Below are 26227 nucleotides of genomic sequence, written 5' to 3' on the forward strand. Positions count from 1 at the left end.
GTAGGCGATAACGATCAGAGCGGGCGGTTGATGCTCTGGAACGCTTCGCCGAGGCGCTTCATCCGTTCCTCATAGGCACCCGTCAGGCAGGGCACATCGGCTGCGCATTCCTGGCGCTTCTTCAGCCACTTGCTCTGTTCGTCGCGCAAGGTGTCGCGCGCGCCCATCGCCATCAGCTGGGTGAGGATGTCGAAGGTGGTGGCCATCTTCACATCCTGATCGTTCAGTGCGCGATTATCGCAGATCGCTTTTTCGTCGGCCGCCAGATCGGGCTTGGTGCAATCGAAGCTTGCCGCGCTGACCGGTGAAACGAGGGAGGAGGCGAGGAGAATGCCGGAGGCGAGGAAGGTGGGTTTCAGATGCATGGATCGTCTCTTTTAAGGACAGTATTGTCGGCTGAAACCGAAAAGGGGTTCTGTTGGTTCCAATTGCGTGAGACGACCCCTGCCTGGAAAATCATGGCCATCATCTTGCCGCTCTTTGCTTTACAGGCTTTGGCGTTATAACTCCATCATACTGATGACGATGAGGAATCACATGCGAAGCGTGTTGAAGTATTTGTCCACCGGCTTTCTCGCCGCGCTCGTTCTCCTGCCCGTGGGCGCCGGGGCGCAGGATAACAAGACCGTGCCGGCAAGCCACACGGAAATGCAACTTTCCTTCGCGCCGCTGGTGAAGCGTACCGCAGGTGCTGTGGTGAATGTCTATGCCGAGCGCGTCGTGCAGCGGCGTCTGTCGCCCTTTGCCGGTGATCCCTTCTTCGAGCAGTTCTTCGGCCAGCAGATGCCGAACCGCACGGAAAAGCAGTCATCGCTGGGGTCGGGCGTCATCGTAACGGCAGGCGGCCTTGTGGTGACCAACAATCACGTTATCGATGGCGCTGACGACATCAAGGTGGCGCTGGCGGATGGTCGTGAGTTTTCGTCCAAGGTGCTATTGAAGGACGATCGCGTCGATCTCGCCATATTGCAGATCGACGCCAAGGAGCAGTTCCCCGTGCTGTCGCTCGGCGATTCCGACAAGATCGAGGTCGGTGATCTGGTGCTCGCCATCGGCAACCCCTTCGGGGTCGGCCAGACGGTGACGAGCGGCATCGTCTCCGGCCTTGCCCGCAACCAGGTGACGCAGGGCGATTTCGGCTTCTTCATTCAGACTGACGCCTCCATCAACCCTGGTAATTCCGGCGGTGCGCTGATGAACATGGCGGGTGAACTGATCGGTATCAATACCGCGATCTTTTCCAAGGGCGGCGGGTCCAACGGCATCGGTTTCGCAATCCCGGCCAATCTGGTCCGGGTTTTCGTGGCTGCCGCCGAACGGGGCGATGCGAACTTCCAGCGTCCCTATATCGGCGCAACTTTCGATCCGGTGACGTCGGATGTCGCGGAAGCGCTCGGCCTGCACCGCGCCCGTGGCGCGCTTGTCGTCAGCGTCACGAAGGGCGGGCCGGCGGAAAAGGCGGGTATCGAACCCGGACAGGTGGTAATTGCCGTCAATGGCCTTGAAGTCGAGCATCCCGATGCGCTGGGTTATCGTCTGACGACGGCCGGCATCGGCAAATCGGCCGAATTGACGGTTGTGGAAAAGGGCAAAGAAAAGAAGGTGACCATCGCTCTCAATACGGCACCGGAAACCGCACCGCGTGACGAGCGTCTGCTCGAAGGCCGCAATCCCTTCGCGGGCGCTACCGTCGCCAACCTCTCGCCGAAGCTTGCGGATGAATTGCGCATGCCTTCACAGGTGACCGGCGTCGTCATTACCGATGTGAAGCGCGGCTCACCGGCCTATCGCGTCGGCTTCCAGCCAAAGGACGTCATCCTGTCGCTGAACGGTGCGGATATCGGTTCCACCGCTGCGGTTGAGAAGGCGCTGGATGACAATCCCGGTTTTTGGCGGGTGGAAATCCTGCGTGACGGGCAGCGTATCCGGCAGTTCCTGCGATGAGCGACGACCTCTTCGCCCCGCAAGTGCCCGTGGAGGTCGCCAACCGGCGGCCTCTTGCCGATCGCCTGCGTCCGAAAACGCTGGCGGAGGTGAGCGGGCAGCCACATCTGACGGGTGAAGAGGGCGTTCTGCGCCGCATGATCGACAGCGGCTCCCTGGGGTCGATGATATTCTGGGGGCCACCGGGAACCGGCAAGACGACGGTTGCCCGTCTGCTTTCCGGCGAGGCGGGGCTGGCTTTCGAGCAGATTTCGGCTATCTTTTCCGGTGTCGCTGACCTCAAGAAGGTTTTCGAGTCGGCGCGCACGCGCCGGATGAATGGCCGGCAGACGCTGCTTTTCGTCGACGAAATCCATCGTTTCAACCGTGCCCAGCAGGATAGTTTCCTGCCGGTCATGGAAGACGGCACCATAATTCTCGTGGGTGCCACCACGGAAAACCCGTCCTTCGAGCTTAATGCCGCTCTTCTGTCGCGGGCGCGTGTCCTGACCTTCGGTTCGCATGACGAGGATAGCCTCAGCGAACTTCTGAAGCGCGCCGAGGAGGCCGAGGGCAAGCCTCTGCCGTTGACGGAAGAGGCGCGGGCAAGCCTGATCCGCATGGCCGATGGCGACGGCCGCGCCGTGCTGACGCTTGCCGAAGAGGTCTGGCGGGCGGCGCGCAAGGACGAGACTTTCGATACCGAGGGGCTGACACGCATCGTGCAGCGCCGCGCACCGGTTTACGACAAGAGCCAGGACGGTCACTACAATCTCATATCGGCGCTGCATAAGTCCGTGCGCGGTTCGGACCCGGATGCGGCACTTTATTATCTCGCCCGCATGTTCGATGCCGGTGAAGACCCGCTTTATCTCGGGCGGCGGCTGGTACGTATGGCGGTGGAGGATATCGGCCTTGCCGATCCGCAGGCGCTCGTCGTCTGCAATGCCGCCAAGGATGCCTATGATTATCTCGGCTCACCGGAAGGGGAACTCGCATTGGCACAGGCCTGCGTTTATCTCGCCACCGCGCCGAAATCCAATGCCGTTTATACCGCCTTCAAGTCGGCGATGCGGGCAGCCAAGGAAAACGGCTCACTGGTGCCGCCAAAACATATTCTGAACGCGCCGACCAAGCTCATGAAGGGCGAGGGGTATGGCGACGGTTACCGTTACGACCATGACGAACCTGATGCCTTTTCCGGGCAGGATTATTTCCCGGAGAAAATGGGACGGACGACCTTTTACGATCCGCCGGACAGGGGGTTCGAGCGGGAAATCCGCAAACGTCTCGACTGGTGGGCAAAGCTGCGCCGCGAGCGCGGGGCGCGCTAGCGTTTATGCGGCCGGGGCGATGCCTGTATTCGCCGTGGAACTTGAGAAAATGAATCAGGTGACTTGCAAAGTGAGTCGTGAAATCGAAACAACTCACTGTTTTTAAAGGAAATCAGGATGCCTTGCGCTGGAGCGTTGCCTGCGGTTGCGCCGGCAGCATCTTGACTGAGGATTCCGCCAGGCCGCTATGGCCCTCGGCATCAATGATCAGGTGCCAGTGCATGGTTTCTGGAACGGCGATGCGGATCGGCGATTTTTTGGCGACGCCACCGAGATATTTGAAGTCGAGCAATTCGGTAAAACGCTGGAAATTTGCGCCCGTCATCAGCCGGACATTGTTGACGGCCGACAGCGATATTTCAAGGGTGGTGCCAGCCCGCAGTTCCTTCAGGTCATAATGCGTATAGCGGAAATTCGGCCGGGCCATCGAGCGCCTCCCTGTAGAGTCATTTCGGTCAAAGAGGATAGGGGCGGCAGGGTTAACGCTGTCTTTAAATGCCGACGACGGCCCTGAAATTTCACGCCTGTTGTCGCAATTTACAATGCGGAATTATATTCCCGTCGAGCTTCTGAATAAGACGATCGTATAATAATCGTATTTAGCAATAATAAATTTATTCCCTCTAAGATCGGCTGGTCGAAGTGCATTCGGCGATGTTGGGGGGAACATGAAAAACGTAACAATATCTATGCGCCTTTATGCGCTTGTCGCATTGTTTCTGGCAATACTGGCCGCGGCGCTCACATTCAGCCTGTTTGAAAGCTATCGCGAGATGGAGCGCGAGCGCAAGGCCGGGCTTGCGGCGATGAATGAGACAGCCGTCGCCATTCTCAAGCAATATTACCAGCTGGAGCAGGGCGGAAGCCTGACGCGGGAGGCGGCGCAACAGCAGGCGAAGACGACGATTGCGGCCATGCGCTACGGCAATGGCAGCGGCTATTTCTGGATCAACGACATGCATCCGACCATGGTGATGCATCCGATCAAGCCTGAAATGAACGGCACGGACCTCACCGCCAACAAGGATCCGAACGGCAAGGCGCTGTTCGTCGAATTCGTGAAGACGGTGAAGGCGGGCGGTCAGGGTTTTGTCGATTATTACTGGCCGAAGCCCGGTGCACCCGAGCCGGTCGAGAAATTTTCCCATGTAGCGGGCTTCGCTCCCTGGGGCTGGATTGTCGGCACCGGTGTTTATGTCGATGATCTCGAGGCGGTATTCTGGCGCGACGCCTATTTTAATGGCGGCCTTTGTGTCGTGGTGGGCCTTCTGGTCATTGGTGTCGCGGCCTTTGTGGTGCGCAGTGTGACGCGGCCGATCGATCTCATCCGCCAGAGCATGAAGCGTATCGCCGATGGTGACGGCACGGCCGAAATCCAGTTTGCCGACCGCCGCAATGAAATCGGTGCGATTGCCCAGACGCTTCTGGTGCTACGTGACAGCGTCAATGAGCGCAGCGCGTTACAGGCCCGCGAGGCAGACCAGCAGCGGGCGCTGGAGGAGGCGCGACATGGCAACGAGATGGTTCTGCGCTCCGCCTCCGAACGCCAGGCCCATGCCATGGAGCGGCTTGGCCATGCGCTCGAGGCGCTTGCCAATGGCGACCTGACGGTCGAACTTGCCGATATCGGCGCGGATTACGAAAAGCTGCGTGTGGATTTCAATCGTGCCGTCGGCGCGCTGCATGGCGCGATCGAGGCGATTGCCAGAACCGGGCATGTCGTCAATGACAGCGCCTCCGACATCAGCGGTGCCACCGGCAATCTCTCCCGCCGCACCGAACAGCAGGCGGCGGCGCTGGAGGAAACGGCGGCGGCTCTTGACGAGATCACCGCAACGGTGCGCACCGCCTCGGAACGGGCCAATGAAGCCCGGCAGATGGTGCAGGACACGAAAACAAGCGCCGGCCGTTCGGGTGAGATCGTCCGTAATGCCGTCGATGCCATGGGGCGCATTGAGGATTCCTCGAAACGCATCGGGCAGATCATCTCTGTCATCGACGAGATCGCTTTCCAGACCAATCTGCTGGCACTGAATGCCGGTGTCGAGGCAGCGCGAGCGGGCGAGGCGGGGCGTGGTTTTGCCGTGGTGGCGCAGGAGGTACGTGAACTCGCGCAACGCTCCGCCAACGCCGCCAAGGAGATCAAGGCGCTCATCAATCGCTCAGCCGAAGAGGTGGGCGGTGGTGTCGCGCTGGTGCGTTCCACAGGCGATGCGCTGGACGAGATCGTGGCGCTGGTCAACCGCGTTGAAGGCCATGTCAATTCCATCGCGACGGCGGCGCGGGAGCAGGCGACGGGCCTGCAGGAGATCAATACCTCCGTCAACCACATGGACCAGATGACCCAGCAGAATGCCGCCATGGTGGAAGAAACGACGGCGGCCAGCCAGACACTGGCCCAGGAGAGCCAGCAGCTGCGGGCACTGCTTTCGCGTTTCGAACTGGGTCAGGCCTCCGGGCACGCGGTGTCGCGGGCGGCTTGACGTCCATTTGAGATAGCGGGGAGGGCGCGGCTTTGGCGGCGCCCTTTCTGTTTGAAGCGGTACGAAACAGGACCATTCGTTATTTCCCGCAACCAATAAGGTTTCATTTACCTCATTTCTTTAAATTTACCCTGTATTGCCGCGATTGCGGCCGCTGAAGGTACTGGGTTCTCGTATGGCGTATGTTTCCCTTCCGCGTCGTCTTGTGACGTTGCTGATGATTTCCACGGTCATGGTGTCGTGTTCGGCGGAGGGTCTCGTGCCTCCGGCCGACGTGGACGGCACCACGCGCGTCAGCGCCATTCGCGCGTCGCGGCAGCAGGGCTACAGTGCGCCGGCGGGCGCGGTCAATCAGGCCGGGAGCGCCGGGCAGGGCGCTGATTATTCCTCCGCCGTTTCGCAGCCGATGCCGGAGCATTACGCCTCGCAGGATCCACTTCTGCAATCGCCGCAGGGCGCGCAGGGTTATTCGACACTCGAATCCCAGCATCAGGCGCGCATGGCGGCCAGCGGTCATGCGACCGCGCCGGCGCAGACCATGCAGAGCCAGCCCATGCCCGGGCAGCAGATGGCCAGCAACCAGATCGCTGAAGGCGAAGGCGGCGTGAACATGGATTCCATGCTGGGCGTGGAGCCGGTACGCGGGCTTGCCGAAGAGCAGGATGCCGATATTGCCGAAGGCGCGTCGGCGCAGCCGGTGGTGGACGGCATCGGCACCGACAATCCGGTTGCCGTTTCGCCCCCACGGCGGCAACCGGCCGCCAGCCAGTCGCGGCTCATTCCTCCGCCGCCACTCGGCTCCTCCTCCCGCCGCCAGCCGGTCGAGGAGGTCGCCATGCTCATGCCAAACGATCCGATGGCGGGCGGTGGGATGCAAAGCAACCGGTCGATGCCGCCTGGCGTCATGCCGTCTTCCGAAGTCGCCTGCCGCAGCGAATTGCGCCGCCTCGGCGTCGCCTTCCGCGACGTCGCCCGTATTGCCGACGGCCCGACCTGCGGCATCGATTATCCGATCGAACTCAGCGGACTTGCCAGCGGCGTCGCCATCCGCCCGGCCGTGAAGCTCAATTGCCAGGTCACGCTTGCTTTTGCCAAATGGGTGAAGTTCGAACTCGTACCATCCTCGCGCTTCCGTTACCTCTCGGGCGTCGGCCGCATCACGCCGATGGGTGGTTATTCCTGCCGCAAGATGAATTCGCGTTCCAGCAATCCCTGGTCCGAACATGCGCGTGGCAATGCCATCGATATCGGCACCATCACGCTGAAGAACGGCAAGGAGATCGACGTGCGCAGCAAGAGCTTCTTCGCTTTCCGCGAAAAGGCGCTGCTGAAGGCGGTGAGGTCCGACAGCTGCAAATACTTCTCGACCGTTCTCGGGCCGGGCAGCGATCCCAACCATTGGAATCATTTTCACTTCGACCTGCGCACCCGCAAGTCGGGTTACAGGCATTGTGATTAAGTCGCGCCGGTGGAGGTTGGCGGCTAAGTTTGAAAGCGTCTGCTCCGTCATGCTCGGGCCTGTCCCGAGCATCTGCAACGCCGCTATCGGCGATACGTTGGCAGATCCTCGGCACAAGGCCGAGGATGACGTCGAATACGGAGTGCGGCTTGTCATCGGGCTGCCGCCGATAACATAGGCGCCGGATTTTTGGATATGGACGGAATGACGAAGGTCGAGGATGTTTCGCTGCCGCTAGCTCGATAATCGCCCGTCTCATTCCCACAAAAAAAGACCGGCCCGAAGGCCGGTGAAGAAGACGGCCTTATCGGGGGGATGTCGGCGTCTTTGCAAGGGCATGCAATGGGAAAACGATCCCATGGAGTGGTCCATCCGGCGCGGATATGCGGCAAAAGACATCGCGCCGTACTGACCTGCGGCCAACATGGCTTGCCGCGCTTTTCTGATACGCTATGAGCGTCACATGTTTGTGACAACGGCCCCCGGGAGCCCGCTTTCATGCCCCCTGTTTCAGAGATAATGGTCTTCGTCGTCGCCCTTGCGGCCGCCGGTGTGGTGGCCGGACTTTTGGCGGGGCTGTTTGGCATTGGCGGCGGTGCGGTGCTGGTGCCGGTCTTCTACCACGTCTTCGGGCTTCTGGATGTGCCGGAGGCGGTGCGCATGCATCTGTCGCTTGGCACCTCGCTCGCCATCATCGTGCCGACCTCCATCCGTTCGTTCCTGACGCATCGCCAGAAGGGCGCGGTCGATATCGATCTGTTGAAGGGCTGGATCGTCGCCGTGCCGCTCGGCACCATCCTCGCATCCGTCGTGGCGGCATATGCTTCCAGCGTCGCATTGCGGCTGATCTTCGCCTTCATCGCGCTCGCGCTCGCCTTCCGCATGATCGTCAACCGGGCGAGCTGGCACCTCGGCTCCGATCTGCCGAAAAACCCGGCCCGGTTTCTGGTCGGCACGGGTATTGGTCTTTTGTCCGGCCTGATGGGCGTCGGTGGTGGGGTGATGAACAATACCTTCATGACGCTTTACGGACGAACGATCCATCAGGCCGTCGCCACCTCTTCCGGCGTCGGTGTGCTGATCTCGCTGCCGGGGCTTCTCGGCTATATCTGGGCCGGCTGGGGCGATGCGGGCCTGCCGCCGTTTTCGACCGGTTTCATTAACTGGATCGCCGTGGTGCTGCTCATCCCCATCACGCTTCTCGTCGCGCCCTATGGCGCGCGGCTTGCCCATGCGCTCAGCAAAAAGCAGCTGGAGCGGGCCTTCGGCGTATTTCTGGTCTTTGTCGCCGCGCAGTTTTTCTACAGCGTTTACGGCTGATTTTCCGTCTGCGTCGAACGCAGTGTTCAGCCTGCCGGGCTGGCTTTTGCAACCTCTGCGGCCTATATGGCGTTCATCTCACTCGATTTTCAAAAGAGTTCGTCATGAATGCCATTGTTTCGATACGGAATTTGACAAAATCCTACGCAAATGGCTTTCAGGCGCTCAAGGGTGTCAGCCTCGATATCAGGCAGGGTGAAATCCTTGCACTTCTTGGCCCGAACGGCGCCGGCAAGACGACGCTGATCTCCATCGTTTGCGGTCTCGTCAATCCGGGTGAAGGCTCGGTGCTTGTCGGCGGCTATAATGTGGTGAAGGACTTCCGACAGACCCGTGCGCTCATCGGCCTGGTGCCCCAGGAACTGACAACGGATATGTTCGAGACCGTGTGGAATACGGTCAGTTTCTCTCGCGGCCTGCACGGGCAGAAGAAGAACCCGGGACTGATCGAAAGCATTCTGAAGTCCCTCTCGCTGTGGGACAAGAAGGACAATATGCTGCGGGAACTGTCCGGCGGCATGAAGCGCCGCGTGCTGATCGCCAAGGCGCTTGCGCATGAGCCGAAGGTGCTCTTCCTTGACGAGCCGACCGCTGGCGTGGATGTGGCGTTGCGCCGCGACATGTGGAACGTCGTCGCCGATCTACGCTCCAGAGGCGTCACCATCATCCTCACCACCCATTACATCGAGGAGGCGGAAGAAATCGCCGACCGGGTGGGTGTCATCAATGGCGGCGAATTGCTGCTGGTGGAGGAAAAGACGGCGCTGATGAAGAAACTCGGCCGCAAGCAGCTTTTCCTCGCGCTTTCCCAGCCTGTGGAGACGTTGCCGGAAAGCCTTGCGCCCTTTGGACTGACGCTGTCCGAGGACGGATGCACCATCACCTATGAAATCGAGGATAATGGCGAGCAGGGCCGCATTGCCGATGTTCTCAGCGCTCTTTTCGCCGCCGACATCCATTTCAAGGATATTTCCACGCGGCAGAGCTCGCTTGAGGATATCTTCGTTTCGCTGGTGGGAGGCCAGAAATGAATTTCGAAGCCATGAAGTCCATCTACCTGTTTGAGATGGCGCGCACCCGCCGCACCCTGTTGCAGAGCGTCATTTCGCCTGTCATTTCCACCTCGCTTTATTTCATCGTGTTCGGAACGGCGATCGGTTCGCGGATTCAGGAGGTTGGTGGAGTTTCCTATGGCGCGTTCATAACGCCCGGCCTCATCATGCTGACGCTTCTGACGCAATGTATCAGCAACGGCTCCTTCGGCATCTATTTTCCCAAATTTACCGGCACGGTTTATGAGATATTGTCCGCGCCCGTGTCGATGACGGAAATCGTCGCTGGTTACGTTGGCGCGGCGGCGACCAAGGGGTTGATGATCGGCACGATCATCCTGATAACCGCATCGTTCTTCGTGGATATCACCATTGCGCACCCTTTCATGATGATCCTGTTTTTCGTGCTGACGGCTGTCAGTTTCAGCCTGTTCGGCTTCATCATCGGTATTTGGGCGTCGAATTTCGAGCAGCTGAACCTCATTCCCATGTTGGTCGTGCCACCGCTGACCTTCCTTGGCGGCAGCTTCTATTCCATCGACATGCTGCCGCCCTTCTGGCAGACGGTCAGCCACTTCAACCCGGTGCTTTATCTTATCAGCGGTTTTCGCTGGAGCTTCTACGAGATCGCCGACGTCAATCCCATCATCAGTCTGGCGATGATCACGCTGTTTCTGGCGGTCTGTCTCGGCGTTGTCGGCTGGATGTTCAAGACGGGGTATCGGCTGCGCAACTGACAGCCAGTTTGTTTCGGACCCTGTTCCATCAGATCGACGCCCGGCGCTTGCCGGGCGTTTTCGTATTCGGGACACAGTGCGTGCAGATCAGGCGACCTGCTTCTGCGCCACCTCTTCGACGATCTCACCCTTCAGATAGGAAACCAGATCCTTGATGGTTACGATGAGCAGGCCATGGCGTTCGGCGAAGAGCCTGAGCTGAGGCAGGCGGGCCATGGTGCCGTCATCATTGGCTATTTCGCAGATGGTGCCGCAAGGGTATTTTCCGGCAAGACGGCAGAGATCAACGGCCGCTTCGGTATGGCCGGTGCGGCCGAGAACGCCTTCCGGGTTGGCGCGCAGCGGGAAAATGTGGCCCGGGCGGGCGAAATCATCCGGGCGCGAAACCTCCGATACCAGCGCGCGTACGGTGTTTGCGCGGTCGGTGGCGGAAATGCCCGTCGTGGTACCTGGGATGTAATCCACGGACACGGTGAAGGCCGTCTTCATGGATTCGGTGTTGCGCGGCACCATCAGCGGAATGTCGAGCGCATCGAGGCGCTCGCCCGGCATGGCGACGCAGATCAGCCCGCGTGCATGGTTCATCATGAAGGCGATCTGCTGTGGCGTCATGCTGTCGGAGGCGGCGATGATATCGCCTTCGTTTTCGCGGTCTTCGTCGTCGACGACAATCACCATCTCGCCACGGGAAATGGCGGCGATGGCGTCTTCAATCTTGGCAATGGTCATTTTCTTTCAAGCCTTTCAAGGGTTATGCCGTTTTGCGGCATTTTCGCGCTTCACGAAGCGCCAAATATCCCTTGGGCGAACAATGCATTTCGAGCCCGCTACACGCGGGTATCCGATGCCTTGTCCTCTTCCATCCGGACTATACCGTCGGCTCCGGCCTCTCACCGGATCTGCTGACCTTCCGGCTTTGGAGACCGGAAGCGCTCGCGGGCTCCGGGAATATCCCGATACCGCCGGTGGGGAATTGCACCCCGCCCTGAGAACAAGCTCAACATAAATTATCAAATGAGAGGGAATCAAGAGGCAATGCTTTGCCGGATTCTACTTACGCGAAATTCATACCCCCATTATCGTCGAAACGGGGTATTTCTTTCCGGCGCCGTGTGGCGGGGGGAGTGCAGTCCGGGAGGGCTGGCCCTATCGGTCGCGCAGCCGCAATTCGTCGGTCTGCATCTGCAGCGAACCGAGCGTGGAGAGGTAGCTCATGCCGAGCAGGCTCTGGCCCAGTTGCCCATCCTGGGCAACGAGGGCGGGAATGTTGCGTCGGGTGATCGGGCCGATGCCGATTTCGGACAGGGTGACGGGTGCTGCTGCCGTGCGGCCGTTCGCAGTCATCACAGGCACGGTATAACGCAGGCCTCTCGTATCAATGCCGATTGCGTCTGCGTCGGCATTGGCGAGCACCACCGAGCTTGCGCCGGTATCGACCAGCATATGGATCGTCTTGCCTTCGACGGTGACATTCGCCTCGAAATGGCCGCTCATTGATTTATGCAGCACGATTTCCTGTTCGCCACCCGATGTCGTCACCACCACGGCGCGGCCGGGCATGAGGCCGCTCAGCAATCGGTCGCCGAAGGATTGCAGGTCGTAGCGATAGAGATAGAGCGAGGCGAGACCAAGGATGATGACCAGCCAGGCGGCGAGTTGGCGGATTACGGTACCGAGGCTGCCGCGCCTTCCCGCCAGAATGCCGGCCGACAGGAGGCCGGCGATGGGCAGAAGATAGAGGACCTGGGCGAATTGATCATTGTCGATACCGAGCGTCCGGCCGCCGTCGTGATTGATGAGCAGCAGGCCAAGGCCGACGGCCAGCAGAAGGAGAACGATGGTCAGCCTGTTCATGCGGTATGTGTCTCCTCGGCGGTCTTGCTCAAATTTTCCAGTCTCTGCGGCAGCGCCCGCATGATCGTGCGGCGTTTCTCGTCGCCAAAGCCCGCCCAGCCGCCGATTTCATCCAGCGTGCGGCCACAACCGATGCAGAGGCTGTTGGTCGCGTCCAGGCGGCAGATATGGATGCAGGGTGTTTCCATGGCGTTCTATATCAGGCCGTCACGCCGCAAGGGCAAGGGCGACGAGGGTAACGATCTCCGTGATCTGCTGGCAGGCGCCGATAGTGTCGCCGGTATGGCCGCCAATCTTGCTTTCGCAAAGCCGGCCGAACAGCACAGCCGCAAGGACGGCAGCGGCCAGCACGAATGCAATGGCAACAAGCGGCAGGGCGTGCAGCGTGAAAAGCAGGAAGAGCAGCAAACCCGCCACCATCGCGATGTTTCGTTCACTTTCGCCGGGCTGGCCGGCGTCGGCGGCGATGCCGGAGGTCTTGGCGCGGGGCAGGGCCTGCCAGTGCCACACCATCAGGGCGCGGCTGAGGACGAGTGCGGCAATCAGGCAGGCGGCGGCGGTTTTTCCCGGCAGGGTCTCGACCAGCGATGCGAGTGCGGTAGCGCGTAGCGCGAAGGACAGAACCATCGCGATGGTGCCATAGCTGCCAATGCGGCTGTCCTTCATGATCTCAAGGGTGCGGGCCTTGTCCTTGCCGCTGCCGAAACCGTCAGCCGTGTCGGCCAGCCCGTCCTCATGCAATGCACCTGTGATGAGCGCCGTCAGGCCGATGGCAAGCCAGCCGGTGAGCTCAGGCGATGCGTCGAAACCTGCGAAAATCACCACCAGGAAAGCGGCGGGCAGGGCGATCAGCAGGCCGGCGGCTGGAAAGGCGCGGGCGGTGCGCCGCATCGACACGCCGTCATCATTGTCGAAAAACCGCGAAGGAACCGGCAGGCGGCTGAGAAAGGCAACGGAATGCATGACATCTGTTATAAAATCCCCGGCCTTCATGCTCTCTCCGCTGCAGTCGCTGCATTTCCGGTTGTTCCGCGGCGCATCCGCGATTATGAGAGGCGCAACAAAGACCGATTTGCCGGAAAACACAAGTTCCGGACGCATGAGCCCATGCGAAAGCCAACCCGGTGACGAGAGAGACAGACATCATGAGCATGAGCGGATTGCCCTTCGACGATTTCCGCGCGCTGTTGCGCGAGCTTCCCGGCCCGGACACGCACGCGCTTGTGGCGGCCAAGGAGCGCAATGCGCAACTGACCAAGCCTGCCGGCTCGCTGGGTCGTCTGGAGGAAATCGCCATGTGGCTGGCCGCATGGTCCGGCCGTTCGCCCGCCGTCACCCGTCCACTGGTGGCGATCTTTGCCGGCAATCATGGCGTGACCCGGCACGGCGTCACGCCCTATCCGACCTCTGTGACCCAGCAGATGGTGGAAAATTTCGCGGCAGGCGGTGCGGCGATCAACCAGATCTGCGTTGCCAATGATCTCGGCCTGAAGATTTTCGATCTGGCTCTGGATTACCCGACCGGCGACATCACCTGCGAGCCGGCGCTTTCGGAGCGCGACTGTGCCGCCACCATGGCCTTCGGCATGGAAGCGATTGCCGGTGGGACCGATCTTCTCTGCGTCGGCGAAATGGGCATTGGCAACACTACGATTGCGGCTGCGATCAATCTGGCGCTTTATGGCGGCACGGCAGAAGAATGGACCGGCCCCGGCACCGGTTCGGAAGGCGAGGTCATGGCCCGCAAGATCGCCGCCGTGAAGGCTGCGGTGGAATTCCACAAGGACCACCTGTCGGATCCTCTGGAAATCATGCGCCGCCTCGGTGGGCGCGAGATCGCGGCGATTGCCGGCGCCATTCTTGCTGCCCGCGTGCAGCGCATTCCCGTGCTGATCGACGGTTACGTGGCGACGGCCGCTGCCGCGCTTCTGAAGGCTGCCAATTCTTCGGCGCTTGACCATTGCCTGATCGGCCATGTCTCGGGTGAGCCGGGTCACCTCGCCGCCGTCGAAAAGCTTGGCAAGACGCCGCTTCTCGCGCTTGGCATGCGGCTCGGTGAAGGTACGGGGGCAGCACTTGCCGCCGGCATCGTCAAGGCCGCTGCCGCCTGCCATTCCGGCATGGCGACGTTCGAGGCGGCGGGTGTGGACACCCGCATCAGCCCGCGTACCGATCATTGAGGCCTAAGATGGACGCGACGCCGCAAAACCCGCAACCGGAACCCGCCTTTCGCAAGGAAAAAGGCTGGCGGCATCTTTTCGCCGCCGCCCGTTATTCCGTGCAGGGGCTTGGCCGTCTGTGGCAGGAAGCGGCGTTCCGCCATGAAGTTCTCGCCTTCGGCGTGGGGCTCGCCCTGCTTCTGGTGGTCGGAGCACCCTTTGCGCATCTTCTCGTCTTCACGGTGCTGATGCTGCTCCTGTTTTCGGTTGAGGCGCTGAATACGGCGATCGAAGAGCTGGTGGACCGCATTTCGCCGGAAATCTCATCGGTTGGACGGCATGCCAAGGATCTCGGCTCCTTTGCCGTCTTCTGCCTGTTGCTGGCGAACGGATTTTTCGTGCTCTATTCGCTGGTGACGACGCTGTTCTTCTGAGGTCGTTAGCCTCAAGGCATTTCCGGACGGAAAACCGGGCCACTTTTCCTTGAAACACCCTAAGCGAAGGACCGGCGGCGTGGCTGGATGGCGTGGGTGTCTTCCACGGCCGGCAGGCTCTGCAACACACGTTTTGCCGGGAGGATGGCGATGCCTTCGGTGCCCTCGCGCAACTTCGATTTCAGGATGAACTGGCCATCATGCTTGGCGAGGATGGCTTGAACAATGGGCAGGCCAAGGCCGGTTCCCTGTTCCGCACTCTTGATCGCAATCGATCCCTGACCGAAGGCCGACAGCACCACGGGAATTTCCTCTTCGGGAATGCCGGGGCCGTTGTCCCTGATCGAAACATATTGTCCGCCGCCCGCCGTCCAGCCGGCCTTCACGAGAATCTCGCCGCCCTGCGGGGTGAATTTCACCGCATTGGAGAGCAGGTTGAGAATGACCTGGCGGATCGATTTCTCATCGGCCCAGACTTGGGGCAGGCTGCTTTCGAACTGCTGGGAAATCCGGATATTTTTGGCGCGGGCGCGCAGCTGGATCATGCCGATGCAGTCCTCGGCGATTTCCAGCATAGAGATGGATTCCTCGTTGAGATCGTAGCGACCGGCCTCGATGCGGGACAGGTCGAGGATTTCGTTGATGAGATCGAGCAGATGCTGGCCGGAGCGGTGGATATCGCCGGAATATTCCTTGTAGAGCGGGTTGTTGAGCGGGCCGAGCACCTCTGAAGACATGACCTCGGAAAAGCCGAGAATGGCGTTGAGCGGGGTTCTGAGCTCGTGCGACATGGAGGCGAGAAAGCGCGACTTTGCCAGATTGGCCTCTTCGGCGCGCCGCCGCGCTTCGTCGGACACCGAATTGGCGACTTCAAGTTCGGCGATCAGGTCGTCCTTCTCCGTCTGTGAGGAGAGGAGCTTGATGCTGGTCTGGTAAAGCCGGCTGGTGATGCGATGGCAGAACAGGATCGCCATGCCGAACATCAGCGCCAGACCGACATCGAAGGGATTACGCGAAAGTGCAGAAGTCATGCACAGTGCAGCCAGCACCGGCAGGAAGGTCATGAAAATTGCCCGCCGCAGCATGAAGCTGGTCATGGCGGTGAGCGAAAGGGCGATCAGCAGCGTCGCACCCTTGAAGAAAAGAACGAGTGTCGGGTCGTTGCGCACCGGCTCTGCCAGTGCGAACATGGCCCAGGCGCAGCCGACGAGGATCTGCATGCCAAGCAAGAGGTTTTTCCAATGCCGGAGATTGTCGTCCGTGATCTCCTGCTTGGCCGCCCGTTTCGCCAGCACCAGCGACATGGCGTGAAAGCTCAACGCAATCAGCGACCAGATGATCAGGCTGATATCGCGGGTTATGTAAACGCCGATGATGGAGGCAAGCACGATGAAAAGCGGCATGATCATCGCGCCCTGCAAGGCTTCGGCGATGTGCATGGTCAGCATTTCGCGTTCATAGGCTTCGTTTCCGCCGGCCCCCTGCTGCAGGCGTTCGCGCGTCGTCTTCACCGTGTCGAAAACCGCCTTGTTGCGGTGTTTTTTCGACCGGTCGACGATGATCTTGTCGGTGGACGTGCTGACGCTTTTACTCATTGTTACAACGCGGGGGTCACATGAACACTTGCAGGTTACGCCCAAAATCTTAAGAAGATGCTGCCGTGAAAGGATTTGTTTGCCATTTCTGACAAGGGTTTGTTGTGACATGAGACGAAATGGAGGCAGGCGCGGGAATTTTTCGGCAATTCGCGATGGCGGGCTTTTTCTCGCCACGGTTTTTTTCGGCATTCTCATTGCGGCCAAGCTCGACCAGATCAACAGCGAGACCCATGTCGGCCGTTTCTTCGTGATAGACGGCGATACGCTTTCCAAGGGAGACGAACGTTTCCGGCTTCTCGGCATCGACGCGCCGGAGCTTGCGCAGACATGCCTGCGTGGCGGCGAGAGCTGGCCGTGCGGCACGGAGGCGCGTGGGGTGCTGCGACGGCTGGTGACAGCGCGGGATTTTTCCTGTTCCGGCAGCTCGAGGGACCGTTACGGGCGGCAACTCGTTTATTGCACCGCGGATGGCAGGGATGTTTCTTCGGAAATGGTGTCGGCGGGTTTTGCCGTCGCATCAGGCTATTTTCAGTTTTCCAGCGAGCAGGCGAGGGCACGGCGGGAGGGGCGGGGCATCTGGGCGGGAGAATTCGAAAAACCCTCCGAATGGCGGCGTGAACACCGTGCGGCGGATTTGGAAACGCCGGCGGCAGGCTTTTTGACCGTCATCCGCCATTTTCTGGGGTGGGATCATGGCTGAGACGAAGCGATACCCGTCATTGCGGGATGACGGGCTGGATGGGCTGCGTGGCGAGATCGCCCGCTGTCGTGTCTGTCGCGACGCTCCACTGAGGGGAACGGCCGATCGCCTGCCGCATGAGCCGCGGCCGGTGGTCGTCATGTCGAGGACGGCGAGGATCGTGATCGCCGGGCAGGCACCGGGCTTGCGCGTGCACGAAACGGGAATACCCTTCAACGATGCCTCCGGCGACAGGCTGCGGCAATGGCTCGATGTCGACCGGGAGACGTTCTATGATCCGGACCGTTTCGCCATTGTGCCCATGGGCTTCTGTTTTCCCGGTTATGACGACAAGGGCAGCGACCTGCCGCCACGACGGGAATGTGCGCCGTTATGGCGTGAGAGGGTGATGGCGGCGATGCCGCAGGTGGAGCTGATCCTGGCGGTCGGGCAATATGCGCAGGCCTTTCACCTCGGTGAAAGGCGCCACAAAACCATGACCGAAACGGTGCAGAACTGGCGCAGCTACCTGCACGCCAATTCCGGCCCCGGCATCTTGCCGCTGCCACATCCAAGCTGGCGCAACACCGGCTGGCTGAAAAAGAACCCATGGTTCATGGAAGAGTTGCTTCCGGTTCTGCGGCAATATGTGGAAATGCGTATTTAGTGAAACAATTTTCTGTTTTTTTGCGAAAATTAGTGTAATGAAAGGAAATTAATTCAGGAGGGTAGACGCATTGGATCGCCTAGACCGTAAGATTTTGCGCATTCTGCAAGAGGATTCCACGCTGGCCGTTGCCGATCTGGCAAAAAAGGTCGGCCTTTCCACGACGCCCTGTTGGCGGCGTATCCAGAAGATGGAAGAAGATGGCGTTATCCGCCGGCGGGTGGCGCTGCTTGATCCGGTCAAGGTCAACACCAAGGTCACGGTTTTCGTCTCCATCCGCACCGCCTCCCATTCGATCGAATGGCTGAAGCGTTTCTCCGAGGTGGTTTCCGAATTCCCGGAAGTTGTCGAATTCTACCGCATGAGCGGTGATGTCGACTATCTGCTGCGCGTTGTCGTGCCCGATATCGCCGCCTATGATGCTTTCTACAAGCGGATGATCGCCAAGATCGAAATCCGCGACGTCTCCTCCGCCTTTGCGATGGAGCAGATCAAATATACGACGGAACTGCCGCTCGACTACATGCTGCTGGATAATCCCAAATCCGGCGAAGAGTGAGCCGTCGCCGGTCAGTTTTTTGATCAATGCCCTTTCCCGCCGCCGGGGAGGGCATTTTTATTTTGCCTGGCCTTCAGTCACTGATCGGGCGAGCTGGGGTCTGATCCTGCCGGAAGGTCCGTCCGGTATGCAGCGCGCCGGCGCGATAATCTTATTCCGCCCATACCGACAAATTCGCACATTCAATTCTCTTCGCGCCGTCTCCGCGCAAAGCGGGATTTTGATAAAATCTCTCAAATATCTACGCTTTTAATATCTGATGATGGCAACAGCGAGGGATATGGACATGATCACACGACGCGGAACATTGGGATTGCTTGCGGGTGCGACGGGGGCGGTGTTTCTGCCGCATATCCGCCGGGCAAGTGCCGCGACCACCACATTGCGGATTGGCTGGCAGAAAAATGGCGTAATCGCACTGGCGAAAAGCCAGGGTGCGCTGGAAGCGCTGTTGAAAGACCGGGGCATCGAGGTCAAATGGTCGGAGTTTTCTTCCGGACCGCCTCTTCTTGAAGCGTTGGGTGCCGGTGCGCTGGATATCGGGCCGACCGGCGATGTGCCGCCCCTTTTCGCGCAGGCCGCCGGCGGCAATCTGCGTTACGTCGGCACCTACAAGGCGGCGGCGGGCGGATCGGCAATCCTCGTACAGAAGGATTCGCCGCTGAAGACGCTGGAGGACCTGAAGGGCAAAAAGGTCGCCTTCAAGCGCGGCTCCAGCGCCCATAATGTCACCGTCAAGGCGCTGCGAAAGGCAGGGCTGACGTTGGCAGACATCACGCCCGTCGATCTTGCCCCGCCGGATGCGGCGGCCGCTTTCCGTAGCGGCAGCATCGACGCCTGGTCGATCTGGGATCCCTATTTTGCGGTGGCGGAAAAGGAGCCGACGACGCGGGTTCTTTCGACAGCCGAAGGTATCGTCGATCCGTGGAGCTACTTCCTCGCCAATGGCGATTTTGTTGAAAGCAATCCCGATCTTGTGCCGTTGATCCTCAAGGAACTGGCGAACGTCGGCGCGAAAGCGCAGACCAACATCGACGCGACAGCCAAATCACTCGCGGCCATTACCGGCGTTCCAGAGGACGTCACCAAGGTCTCGCTGACGCGACCGGGCGCCGATCTTGGGCGGGTGTCACTGGTTGCGGATGAAGCCATCGCCTACCAGCAGGCGCTTGCCGACGAGTTCTACGATCTGAAGATCGTGCCGAAAAAACTCAAGGTGACGGATATCGTCTGGCGGCCGAAGGCGAGTTGATGGGCGGAAAGTGGAGTCTCTTCAACCGGCTGGCGGATGTTGCTCAGAGGTTGATTCAGGCCGTTGGTGTTAAATGTGAGGCGATTGGATGCCGCTTGTTTCTTCTCCCCGCCGGGGAGAAGTCCGCGGTAGCGGAATGAGGGGGCAAGCGCTTCGCATCGCGCTGGCGTTGCTCCCTCATCCGACTCTTCGGGCCACCTTCTCCCCGGCAGGGAGAAGAAATTTGCCTCAAGGTCACCGCATCAGCCCTTAAGCTTTGCAATCACCAGATGACCGGGTGTCGGATTGCCGTCCTGCATGCGCACATTGATGTCGGTCACTTCAAGCACCTCGAAACCGGTCGCCGCCAGTCGTTCGCGGACATAGGTTTCGGCATGGGCGAAACGCTGGTGCGGACCGACCATATAGGGGCGTCCGGCCATGATCTCTTCGGGCAGGGTCTCTGACGAGAATATCAGCAGGCCGCCCGCATTCAGGTTTTCGGCGGCGCCGAAAAACAGCGGTTCCAGCGCGCCGAGATAGGGCAGCACATCGGTGGCGGTGATGATGTCGAAGGGCTCGTCGTCATTGTCCTCGAGGAAATCCTCTACTTCGGCGACGTAGAGCGTCTCGTAGAGGTCCTTCTCATGGGCGATCTCGACCATGTTTTCGGAAATATCGATGCCGGTAATGTCGTCAGCCATATCGCGCAGTGCTTCACCGGTGAGGCCGGTGCCGCAGCCGAGATCGAGCAGGCGTTTGAAAGGGCCGAGGTTGAGCGTCTGCAGCCGTTGGCGCACCATCATCGGCACGGCGTAGCCCAGTTGCTCGACAAGAATGTCCTCGAAGGCTTCGGCATGCTGATCGAACAGAGTTTCGACATAGGCGTCGGGCGCTTTAGAGGGCTGTTCGCCCCGGCCCATGGCGGCGATGCGCACGGCTGCGCCACCGTGGTCTTCCGGATCGATGGCAAGGACCTCCTCATAGGCCTTCACCGCCGCGTCCACATCACCGGCCTTTTCAAGCGCGAGTGCGCGGTTATAGGCCTCGGCGAGCGCCTCTTCGTTGATCTTCTGGTTCTTGGTCATCGTGCCTTATCCGTCAGCGTCTTCAATTGACGTTTGCTGTAAGCCGCATCGGGGACGGGCGCAATGTTTATGTGGCGTGAGGGCTTAGTGGAGGATGAACTCCCCTTTGAGCGCGCGCCATTCCTGCGCCGAGATAACCTGCCGATGCACATAGCGGACGGAGTGCAGGGGACCGTCGAGCTTTTCCTGCCAGAACTTGAGGAAGCCGTGCATTTCGGGGAAATCAGGGGCCAGGTCGTAGTTCTGCCAGACATAGGTCTGGAGAACCAGCGGATGGTCCGGCAGGCGGTAGAAAATCTCGGCGGTGGTGAGGCCGTAGCCTCGCAGCATCATTTCCATGTCCTTGTTCATGAGGGCGGTTCCCATATCGATGATGACCGATCACAGCATTGCCGCTGTAGCTGATATGGGAACACGGCATGGTTAACCCAACCTTGCCAAAGGCAGGGTTGCGTCACAAATTTGTTATATTTTTCAAAATGTTGGCAGCCTCTTGTGATGAGTGCTGCCAACCCTGCCGTTCAACGCTTGAGGTGCCGCGTCAGACGGGCTTCCAGCCAGGCCCAGACATGCCGCAACGTTTCTACGATCGTGAGATAGAAGATCGCGGCCCAGAGATAGGCCTGATAATCGAAGGTGCGGGAAAAGGCGTAACGGGTCTGTCCCATCAGATCGAAGACCGTGACGATGGAGACCACCGCCGAGCCCTTGATCATCAGGATGATCTCGTTGCCATAGGGACGCAAAGCGACTATGAGCGCCTGCGGCAGGATGATCTTGCGGAAGGTGATGAACTTGGAAATACCGAGCGAGGCTGCACCTTCGTGCTGGCCACGCGGCACGCTCTGGATCGCACCCCGCAGGATTTCTGCCTGATAGGCGGCGGTGTTGAGCGTCAGCGAGAGGAGGCCGCAATACCAGGCTTCGCGGAAGAACCACCAGAGATCGACGGCTTCCAGCGCCGGGCGGAAGCTGCCGAGGCCGTAATAGATCAGGAAAAGCTGCGCCAGAAGCGGCGTGCTGCGGAAAACATAGACATAGGCATAGGCGAGCGCGCCGATGACGCGGTTTTCCGACATACGGGCAAAGGCGATGGGCACTGACAGGATGGCGCCGAGGATGATCGAGCTGCCGACCAGCGTGATTGTGGTGATGAGGCCATCGATGTAGCGCGGCCCGTAGCGCTGGAACTTGTCCCAGTCCCAACCCTCGATCATCGCAAATAACAGCCCGGCGGCGAGAAGCAGCCAGAGCGTGATGACAGCGATGCCGACGACACGGGAGATGTTCAGCGGTTTGTCCGCAACGATGGGCGCTGGGCGTGGCGGAATGAGTTCCTGGATATGGCTCATCGGCGGGCCTCCGACTTGCGCGACCAGCGATCGATGAAGCCGATGCCGATGGATGAGAGGAGCGCGAGAATGAGGTAAAGCAGGCAGGCGATGCCGTAGAAGAAAAAGGCTTCCTTGCTGACGCGGGCGGCGATGCCGGTCTGGCGAATGATATCGGCAAGACCGATGATCGAAACGTAGGACGTATCCTTCAAGAGGATGACCCAGAGGTTGGTCATGCCGGGAAGGGCAATCCGCACCAGCTGCGGAATGATGATGAGTACCATGGTGCGGCTGCGGGAAAGACCGAGTGCATCGCCGGCCTCGTATTGCCCTTTCGGTATGGCCTTGAAGGCCGAGAGGAGCACCTCAGACGCATAGGATGAAAACACCACCGAAAGCGCCACCATGCCGGCCACGAAGGCGTTGATTTCGATGGGGCCACTGAAACCGACATAGGCTGCAAACGATTGCAGCAGCATCTGAATGCCGTAATAGACGATGAACAGCGTCAGCAGTTCCGGCAGGCCACGAAAGATGGTGGTGTAAATGCCAGCGGCCAGCCGCAGCGATTTTTCTTCCGACTGTGCGGCGAGTGCGATGAGGAAACCGATCAACAGCCCGACGGGCAGGGTCGCAAGCGCCAGCGAGATCGTGACCTTGACACCGAAGGCGATTTCGTCGCCCCAGCCCGCATCGCCGCAGGCGACGAGAGTGCCGTTTCCGAAAAGCGAGAAGAGACCGACCGGCCCGCAGAAGGGATCGAGAAGTGTCGAGACATAGGTCCAGAACGCACCTATGGCGGAAAATGCTCCGCTCATGCCAATTTTCCCCTGCGGTCTTAAGCCGCCGTGATTGTTATTGTGACGTTTTCAAACAAAAATGGCGGAAGGGCAAGCCTTCCGCCACGAGATTTCAACAGATCGAACCGGCTTAATCGCCGTAAACGTCGAAATCGAAGTATTTTTTGTTGATCTCCTGATACTTGCCACTGGCGCGGATACCGGCGATTGCGGCCGTAAACTTGTCAGCCAGCGCCGTGTCGCCCTTGCGCACAGCAATGCCTGCGCCATTGCCGTTGATCTCGGGATCGACCTTGAGCGGCGTCAGGATCTTGCAGCACTTGCCGGCATCGGTCTTCAGCCATTCCGACAGCACGACGATATCGTCGATAACGGCGTCGATGCGGCCATTGGCGATGTCGAGCTTATATTCGTCGGCGGTCGGATACATCTTCACATCCGCATCGGGGAAGTGCTTTTCGGCATAGTTGGAGTGGGTGGTGGAACCCTGCGCGCCGAGCGACTTGCCCTTGAGGTCTTCGACGGACTTGATCGGCGAATCCTTCGGCACGGCGATGGCCGGCGGGGTGTTGTAATATTTCTTGGAGAAGTCGACCTTCTGGAGGCGTTCCGGGGTGATCGACATGGACGCGATGATGGCGTCGAACTTCTTGGCCTGAAGGGCGGGGATGATGCCGTCCCAGTCATTGGTGACGAAGGTGCATTCGGCCTTCATTTGTTCGCACAGCGCCTTGGCGATGTCGATGTCGAAGCCGGTCAGCGTGCCGTCGGCTTCCAGATTGTTGAAAGGCGGGTAGGCGCCTTCGGTGCCGATGACGATCTTGTCCTGCGCGAGAGCCGCGCCGGAAAAGAGCGAGATGGCGGCAATCGATACGGCTGCGAGCAGACGGGTGGAAATAGGCATTTCGATCCTCTCTTTTGGTCGTTTATCCGCGGTCTGTTGTTGTTTTCAGTGCGGACGCCATGGTCGCTGGGCACTTCAGAACGGAGAATACCTCCTGAGGCCTTCAGCGCGGATGTGATTATTCATCCGCTTGGTCAAAAAATGCAACTGCAATATTAGTCACCGCGTTTGTGCCGCAGAGCTTCCACGAAAAGGCCTTGATCTGTTCATTTCCGGTACAGAAGCATCTGGTCATCATGGGAACCGGAGCGTGTGTTGGGCGTTGAATAGCGCCTGCGTGCCAAGCCGGGCCCACGACGTCGCGTATCATGCGACAAAGAAAATGACGGCAGATGAGGAAGCACTGATGCTGAAAAAGAAAAACACATTGCTGACCGGGGTGGTTTTTCCGCTCATGTCTCTCGCGATTGCGGTTGAGCCAGCAGCGGCAGGCTTTGCCGGCGCGGCCCGCGTCCAGGCGCCGGTGTCGCAGACCGTGCCCGGCCAGATAATCCTTGCCCAGGCGGAGCCGGCGCAGGAAAACCCTGAAGAAGAACTCAAGAAGAAGCGTCAGCGCGCCGAAGAAGCGCAACCTGCCGAACCGAAGCGTGAAGAGCGCGCCCCGGAGCCCCAGCGCGAGCCGGAGCCCAAGCGCGAGGCAGCGCCTGCCGAACCGCGCCCGGAACCCAAGCGCGAGGCGCCGCCAGAGCCGCAGCAGCGCGAGGCCCGTCCGGAACCGGCACCCGCCGAGCAGCCGCAGGAGCGTCCCCGCAAGCCTGAGCGCGCGCAGGAGCCGCAGGGTGAGGGCGAACAGCGCCCGGCCCGCCAGCGCGAAGCAGCCCCGGAAGCAGCACCTGCCGAACAGCAGCCGCAGGAACGCCCGCGCAAGCCCGCCCGCGCCGAACAGCCGGCCGCAGATGGCGAGCAGCGACCCGAGCGCCCGCGCCGGGAGCCAGCGAAGGAACCGGCCGCCGAGCAGCAGCCTGCTGCGCGGCCTGAAAATGCCGAGCAGCCAGCCAAGCCCGCGCCTGAGAAAAAGCCGGTAGAAGAAAAAGCACCGGAGCAGAAGGCCGCACCGGCCGAAAAGCCCGTGCCTGAGAAAAAACCCGCAGCTCCCGAGCCTGCGGCGAAGGAAGCACCGGTTCCGACCGAGGCGCCCACGCCCGCACGCCCGCCTGCTCCCGAGGCACAGCCCAACCCCGCTCCCGGCCAGCAGCCTTCAGAGCAGCCGCCGGTGAAGGGCGAACCCGCAGCACCGCTGCCGGGCGCGCCAACCCCGCCGCCGAGTGGCGCAACAACCGGACAGGCGCCGGCAGGCGAAGCCGTGCCCAATCAGGTCGCTGTTCCGCAGACCGAGGCACCGCCGATGAGCAAGGAGGAACTGGAAAAGGCCAAGGCGATCGCCAAGGACCCGTCCAAGACCGCCGACACCGTCATTCTGCCCGTCAACAAGGGCGCCGCGGTGCTCGACAGCGACAAGGAAGTCGAACGTTCCGGCAATCGCCAGACCCGCGAGGAACGTCGCCGCGAGCGCGAGCAGGCCGGTGACTTCAAGGTCCCGACCTCCGACGCCGAGGCGCAGCGCGCCGGTGCCGCCGAAGGCAAGGCCCCGCCGCCGCCCGTCAAGCTGGAAGCGGTCACCTCCCAGCAGGGCGAGCGTGTCGACCGTCGTCCGCAATATGAGCGGCCGGACGGCGTACGCGAATGGCAGCCGCGCGAAGGTCGTCCGCGTGATCGTGACGGCGATGCGCCGATCATCCTGCAGTTCGGTGACCGCGTCGTGGTGCGTGGCGACGACAACCAGCGCTTCATCCGCGATGGCGGCGAGCCCTACTACGAACGCCTGCCCGGCGGCCGTGTTCGCGAGACCGTGGAGCGCCGGGATGGCACGCAGGTCGTGACGATCCGTAACCGTTATGGCGACGTGATCCAGCGTTCGCGCATTGACGATCGCGGCCGCGAATATGTGCTGTTCTATGCACCGGAGCTGATGGACGATCCTGACCGCGATTATGTTTATCGCGACCCCGGTCTCGACCTGCCGCCCATGCGCCTGCGCATTCCCGTGACTGACTACATCATCGACACGTCGAGCGATCCGGATCGCGATTATTACCGCTTCCTGGAACAGCCGCCCGTCGAGCCGGTGGAACGTGTCTATTCGCTGGATGAAGTGCGCTATTCGGCCCGTATCCGTGACAAAGTGCGCCGTATCGACCTCGATACGATCACCTTTGCGACCGGCAGCGCCGAAATCCCGATGGCGCAGGCCCGCTCCTTGCGCAAGGTCGCCGACGCGATCAACAAGGCGCTGCAAAAGAACCCGGCGGAAACCTTCCTGATTGAAGGCCATACGGATGCCGTCGGTTCGGATGAAAGCAACCTCGTTCTTTCCGACGAGCGCGCCGCCTCCGTCGCCAACGTGCTGACCGACGTCTACGGCATCCCGCCGGAAAACCTCGCGACGCAGGGTTATGGCGAGCGTTACCTGAAGGTCCAGACACTTGGCCCGGAACAGCAGAATCGCCGCGTCACCATCCGCCGCGTGACGCCGCTGGTGAAGCCGGTCGCTCAGAACTGATCGGGTTCAAATAGAAAAAACAAGGCCCGGAAGCGCAAGCTCTCCGGGCCTT

The 26227-nt window shown here is 60.5% G+C and carries 26 protein-coding genes and 1 riboswitch; of the genes, 14 read left to right on the forward strand and 12 right to left on the reverse strand.

Annotated features, from left to right (window positions below):
* Positions 1 to 14: 14 nt before the first annotated feature.
* Positions 15 to 365 carry a lysozyme inhibitor LprI family protein gene (locus ACFVTJ_RS03170; RefSeq protein ID WP_386904547.1) on the reverse strand — a complete coding sequence of 117 codons (351 nt, stop codon included), beginning with the start codon at positions 363 to 365 and terminating at the stop codon, positions 15 to 17.
* A gap of 172 nt (positions 366 to 537) precedes the next feature.
* On the opposite strand from ACFVTJ_RS03170, the gene ACFVTJ_RS03175 reads away from it, so the two are divergent.
* Together ACFVTJ_RS03175 and ACFVTJ_RS03180 are read left to right on the forward strand one after the other, a co-directional pair.
* A complete protein-coding gene (locus tag ACFVTJ_RS03175) occupies positions 538 to 1944 on the forward strand; it encodes a DegQ family serine endoprotease (protein ID WP_386904549.1) in 1407 nt (468 codons plus the stop codon).
* A complete protein-coding gene (locus ACFVTJ_RS03180; RefSeq protein ID WP_386904551.1) occupies positions 1941 to 3257 on the forward strand; it encodes a replication-associated recombination protein A in 1317 nt (438 codons plus the stop codon). Before ACFVTJ_RS03175 ends, ACFVTJ_RS03180 begins: the two co-directional genes overlap by 4 nt.
* Before the next feature lie 112 nt (positions 3258 to 3369).
* Here ACFVTJ_RS03180 and ACFVTJ_RS03185 read toward each other — a convergent pair whose 3' ends face one another.
* Entirely contained in the window at positions 3370 to 3684 is a 315-nt protein-coding gene (locus tag ACFVTJ_RS03185) for a DUF1883 domain-containing protein (protein WP_386904553.1), read from the reverse strand.
* A 241-nt stretch (positions 3685 to 3925) separates the two neighbouring features.
* Here ACFVTJ_RS03185 and ACFVTJ_RS03190 point away from each other — a divergent pair, with 241 nt between their 5' ends.
* The 5 genes from ACFVTJ_RS03190 (at position 3926) to ACFVTJ_RS03210 (ending at position 10308) form a co-directional block, all read left to right on the forward strand.
* Positions 3926 to 5740, forward strand: a complete 1815-nt coding sequence (locus tag ACFVTJ_RS03190) for a methyl-accepting chemotaxis protein (RefSeq protein WP_386904555.1) — start codon at positions 3926 to 3928, stop codon at positions 5738 to 5740.
* A 175-nt stretch (positions 5741 to 5915) separates the two neighbouring features.
* Positions 5916 to 7199, forward strand: coding sequence for an extensin family protein (locus ACFVTJ_RS03195; protein WP_386904557.1), 1284 nt, complete (start codon positions 5916 to 5918; stop codon positions 7197 to 7199).
* A 498-nt stretch (positions 7200 to 7697) separates the two neighbouring features.
* A complete protein-coding gene (locus tag ACFVTJ_RS03200; RefSeq protein WP_386904559.1) occupies positions 7698 to 8519 on the forward strand; it encodes a sulfite exporter TauE/SafE family protein in 822 nt (273 codons plus the stop codon).
* 104 nt (positions 8520 to 8623) lie between these two features.
* Positions 8624 to 9550 (forward strand): ABC transporter ATP-binding protein, encoded by a 927-nt coding sequence (locus tag ACFVTJ_RS03205; protein WP_386904561.1) that lies wholly within the window; start codon positions 8624 to 8626, stop codon positions 9548 to 9550.
* Positions 9547 to 10308: an ABC transporter permease gene (locus ACFVTJ_RS03210; RefSeq protein ID WP_386904563.1), complete on the forward strand. Its 762-nt coding sequence runs from the start codon at positions 9547 to 9549 to the stop codon at positions 10306 to 10308. The genes ACFVTJ_RS03205 and ACFVTJ_RS03210 overlap by 4 nt, the downstream gene beginning before the upstream one ends.
* 87 nt (positions 10309 to 10395) lie before the next feature.
* Here the strand turns inward: ACFVTJ_RS03210 and ribB are convergent, their stop codons facing one another.
* The 4 genes from ribB to ACFVTJ_RS03230 form a co-directional block, all read right to left on the reverse strand.
* Positions 10396 to 11037 (reverse strand): 3,4-dihydroxy-2-butanone-4-phosphate synthase, encoded by a 642-nt coding sequence (gene ribB, locus ACFVTJ_RS03215; RefSeq protein WP_386904565.1) that lies wholly within the window; start codon positions 11035 to 11037, stop codon positions 10396 to 10398.
* 118 nt (positions 11038 to 11155) lie between these two features.
* Positions 11156 to 11305, reverse strand: a riboswitch (FMN riboswitch).
* Positions 11306 to 11454: 149 nt separating this feature from the next.
* Entirely contained in the window at positions 11455 to 12162 is a 708-nt protein-coding gene (locus tag ACFVTJ_RS03220) for a TIGR02281 family clan AA aspartic protease (RefSeq protein WP_386904567.1), read from the reverse strand.
* Positions 12159 to 12350, reverse strand: coding sequence for a DUF1289 domain-containing protein (locus tag ACFVTJ_RS03225; protein WP_386904569.1), 192 nt, complete (start codon positions 12348 to 12350; stop codon positions 12159 to 12161). Before ACFVTJ_RS03225 ends, ACFVTJ_RS03220 begins: the two co-directional genes overlap by 4 nt.
* Before the next feature lie 19 nt (positions 12351 to 12369).
* The gene (locus ACFVTJ_RS03230) at positions 12370 to 13155 is read right to left on the reverse strand and encodes an adenosylcobinamide-GDP ribazoletransferase (protein WP_386904571.1); all 786 of its coding nucleotides are present in this window, start codon (positions 13153 to 13155) and stop codon (positions 12370 to 12372) included.
* Positions 13156 to 13307: 152 nt separating this feature from the next.
* Between ACFVTJ_RS03230 and cobT the strand changes: the two genes are divergently transcribed.
* A complete protein-coding gene (gene cobT, locus ACFVTJ_RS03235) occupies positions 13308 to 14342 on the forward strand; it encodes a nicotinate-nucleotide--dimethylbenzimidazole phosphoribosyltransferase (RefSeq protein ID WP_309591665.1) in 1035 nt (344 codons plus the stop codon).
* 8 nt (positions 14343 to 14350) lie between these two features.
* On the forward strand, positions 14351 to 14755 hold the full coding sequence (locus ACFVTJ_RS03240; RefSeq protein WP_386904573.1) for a diacylglycerol kinase: 405 nt from the start codon (positions 14351 to 14353) through the stop codon (positions 14753 to 14755).
* Positions 14756 to 14814: 59 nt separating this feature from the next.
* Here the strand turns inward: ACFVTJ_RS03240 and pdhS2 are convergent, their stop codons facing one another.
* Complete coding sequence (gene pdhS2 / locus ACFVTJ_RS03245) at positions 14815 to 16350, reverse strand: two-component system sensor histidine kinase PdhS2 (protein ID WP_386904575.1); 1536 nt, start codon at positions 16348 to 16350, stop codon at positions 14815 to 14817.
* Between the two features lie 109 nt (positions 16351 to 16459).
* On the opposite strand from pdhS2, the gene ACFVTJ_RS03250 reads away from it, so the two are divergent.
* The 4 genes from ACFVTJ_RS03250 (at position 16460) to ACFVTJ_RS03265 (ending at position 19510) form a co-directional block, all read left to right on the forward strand.
* Positions 16460 to 17053, forward strand: a complete 594-nt coding sequence (locus ACFVTJ_RS03250) for a thermonuclease family protein (RefSeq protein ID WP_386904577.1) — start codon at positions 16460 to 16462, stop codon at positions 17051 to 17053.
* Positions 17046 to 17699 carry a uracil-DNA glycosylase family protein gene (locus ACFVTJ_RS03255; protein WP_386904579.1) on the forward strand — a complete coding sequence of 218 codons (654 nt, stop codon included), beginning with the start codon at positions 17046 to 17048 and terminating at the stop codon, positions 17697 to 17699. Before ACFVTJ_RS03250 ends, ACFVTJ_RS03255 begins: the two co-directional genes overlap by 8 nt.
* Positions 17700 to 17769: 70 nt before the next feature.
* Entirely contained in the window at positions 17770 to 18258 is a 489-nt protein-coding gene (locus tag ACFVTJ_RS03260) for an Lrp/AsnC family transcriptional regulator (RefSeq protein WP_003507846.1), read from the forward strand.
* A 286-nt stretch (positions 18259 to 18544) separates the two neighbouring features.
* Positions 18545 to 19510: an aliphatic sulfonate ABC transporter substrate-binding protein gene (locus ACFVTJ_RS03265; RefSeq protein ID WP_386904582.1), complete on the forward strand. Its 966-nt coding sequence runs from the start codon at positions 18545 to 18547 to the stop codon at positions 19508 to 19510.
* 242 nt (positions 19511 to 19752) lie between these two features.
* On the opposite strand, the gene ACFVTJ_RS03270 is transcribed toward ACFVTJ_RS03265, so the two are convergent.
* The 5 genes from ACFVTJ_RS03270 to ACFVTJ_RS03290 all read right to left on the reverse strand — a co-directional run bounded on the left by ACFVTJ_RS03270 (position 19753) and on the right by ACFVTJ_RS03290 (position 23615).
* On the reverse strand, positions 19753 to 20577 hold the full coding sequence (locus tag ACFVTJ_RS03270) for a methyltransferase domain-containing protein (protein WP_386904584.1): 825 nt from the start codon (positions 20575 to 20577) through the stop codon (positions 19753 to 19755).
* Positions 20578 to 20661: 84 nt separating this feature from the next.
* Positions 20662 to 20928 carry an usg protein gene (locus ACFVTJ_RS03275; protein WP_220329541.1) on the reverse strand — a complete coding sequence of 89 codons (267 nt, stop codon included), beginning with the start codon at positions 20926 to 20928 and terminating at the stop codon, positions 20662 to 20664.
* A gap of 170 nt (positions 20929 to 21098) precedes the next feature.
* On the reverse strand, positions 21099 to 21929 hold the full coding sequence (locus ACFVTJ_RS03280) for an ABC transporter permease (RefSeq protein ID WP_386904586.1): 831 nt from the start codon (positions 21927 to 21929) through the stop codon (positions 21099 to 21101).
* Positions 21926 to 22729, reverse strand: a complete 804-nt coding sequence (locus ACFVTJ_RS03285; protein ID WP_386904588.1) for an ABC transporter permease — start codon at positions 22727 to 22729, stop codon at positions 21926 to 21928. The genes ACFVTJ_RS03280 and ACFVTJ_RS03285 overlap by 4 nt, the downstream gene beginning before the upstream one ends.
* Positions 22730 to 22841: 112 nt before the next feature.
* The gene (locus ACFVTJ_RS03290) at positions 22842 to 23615 is read right to left on the reverse strand and encodes an ABC transporter substrate-binding protein (protein ID WP_386904590.1); all 774 of its coding nucleotides are present in this window, start codon (positions 23613 to 23615) and stop codon (positions 22842 to 22844) included.
* Positions 23616 to 23961: 346 nt separating this feature from the next.
* Here ACFVTJ_RS03290 and ACFVTJ_RS03295 point away from each other — a divergent pair, with 346 nt between their 5' ends.
* Positions 23962 to 26175 carry an OmpA family protein gene (locus tag ACFVTJ_RS03295; RefSeq protein ID WP_386904591.1) on the forward strand — a complete coding sequence of 738 codons (2214 nt, stop codon included), beginning with the start codon at positions 23962 to 23964 and terminating at the stop codon, positions 26173 to 26175.
* Positions 26176 to 26227: the final 52 nt, after the last annotated feature.

The organism is Agrobacterium sp. NPDC058088 (assembly GCF_042885035.1).
GTDB lineage: Bacteria > Pseudomonadota > Alphaproteobacteria > Rhizobiales > Rhizobiaceae > Agrobacterium.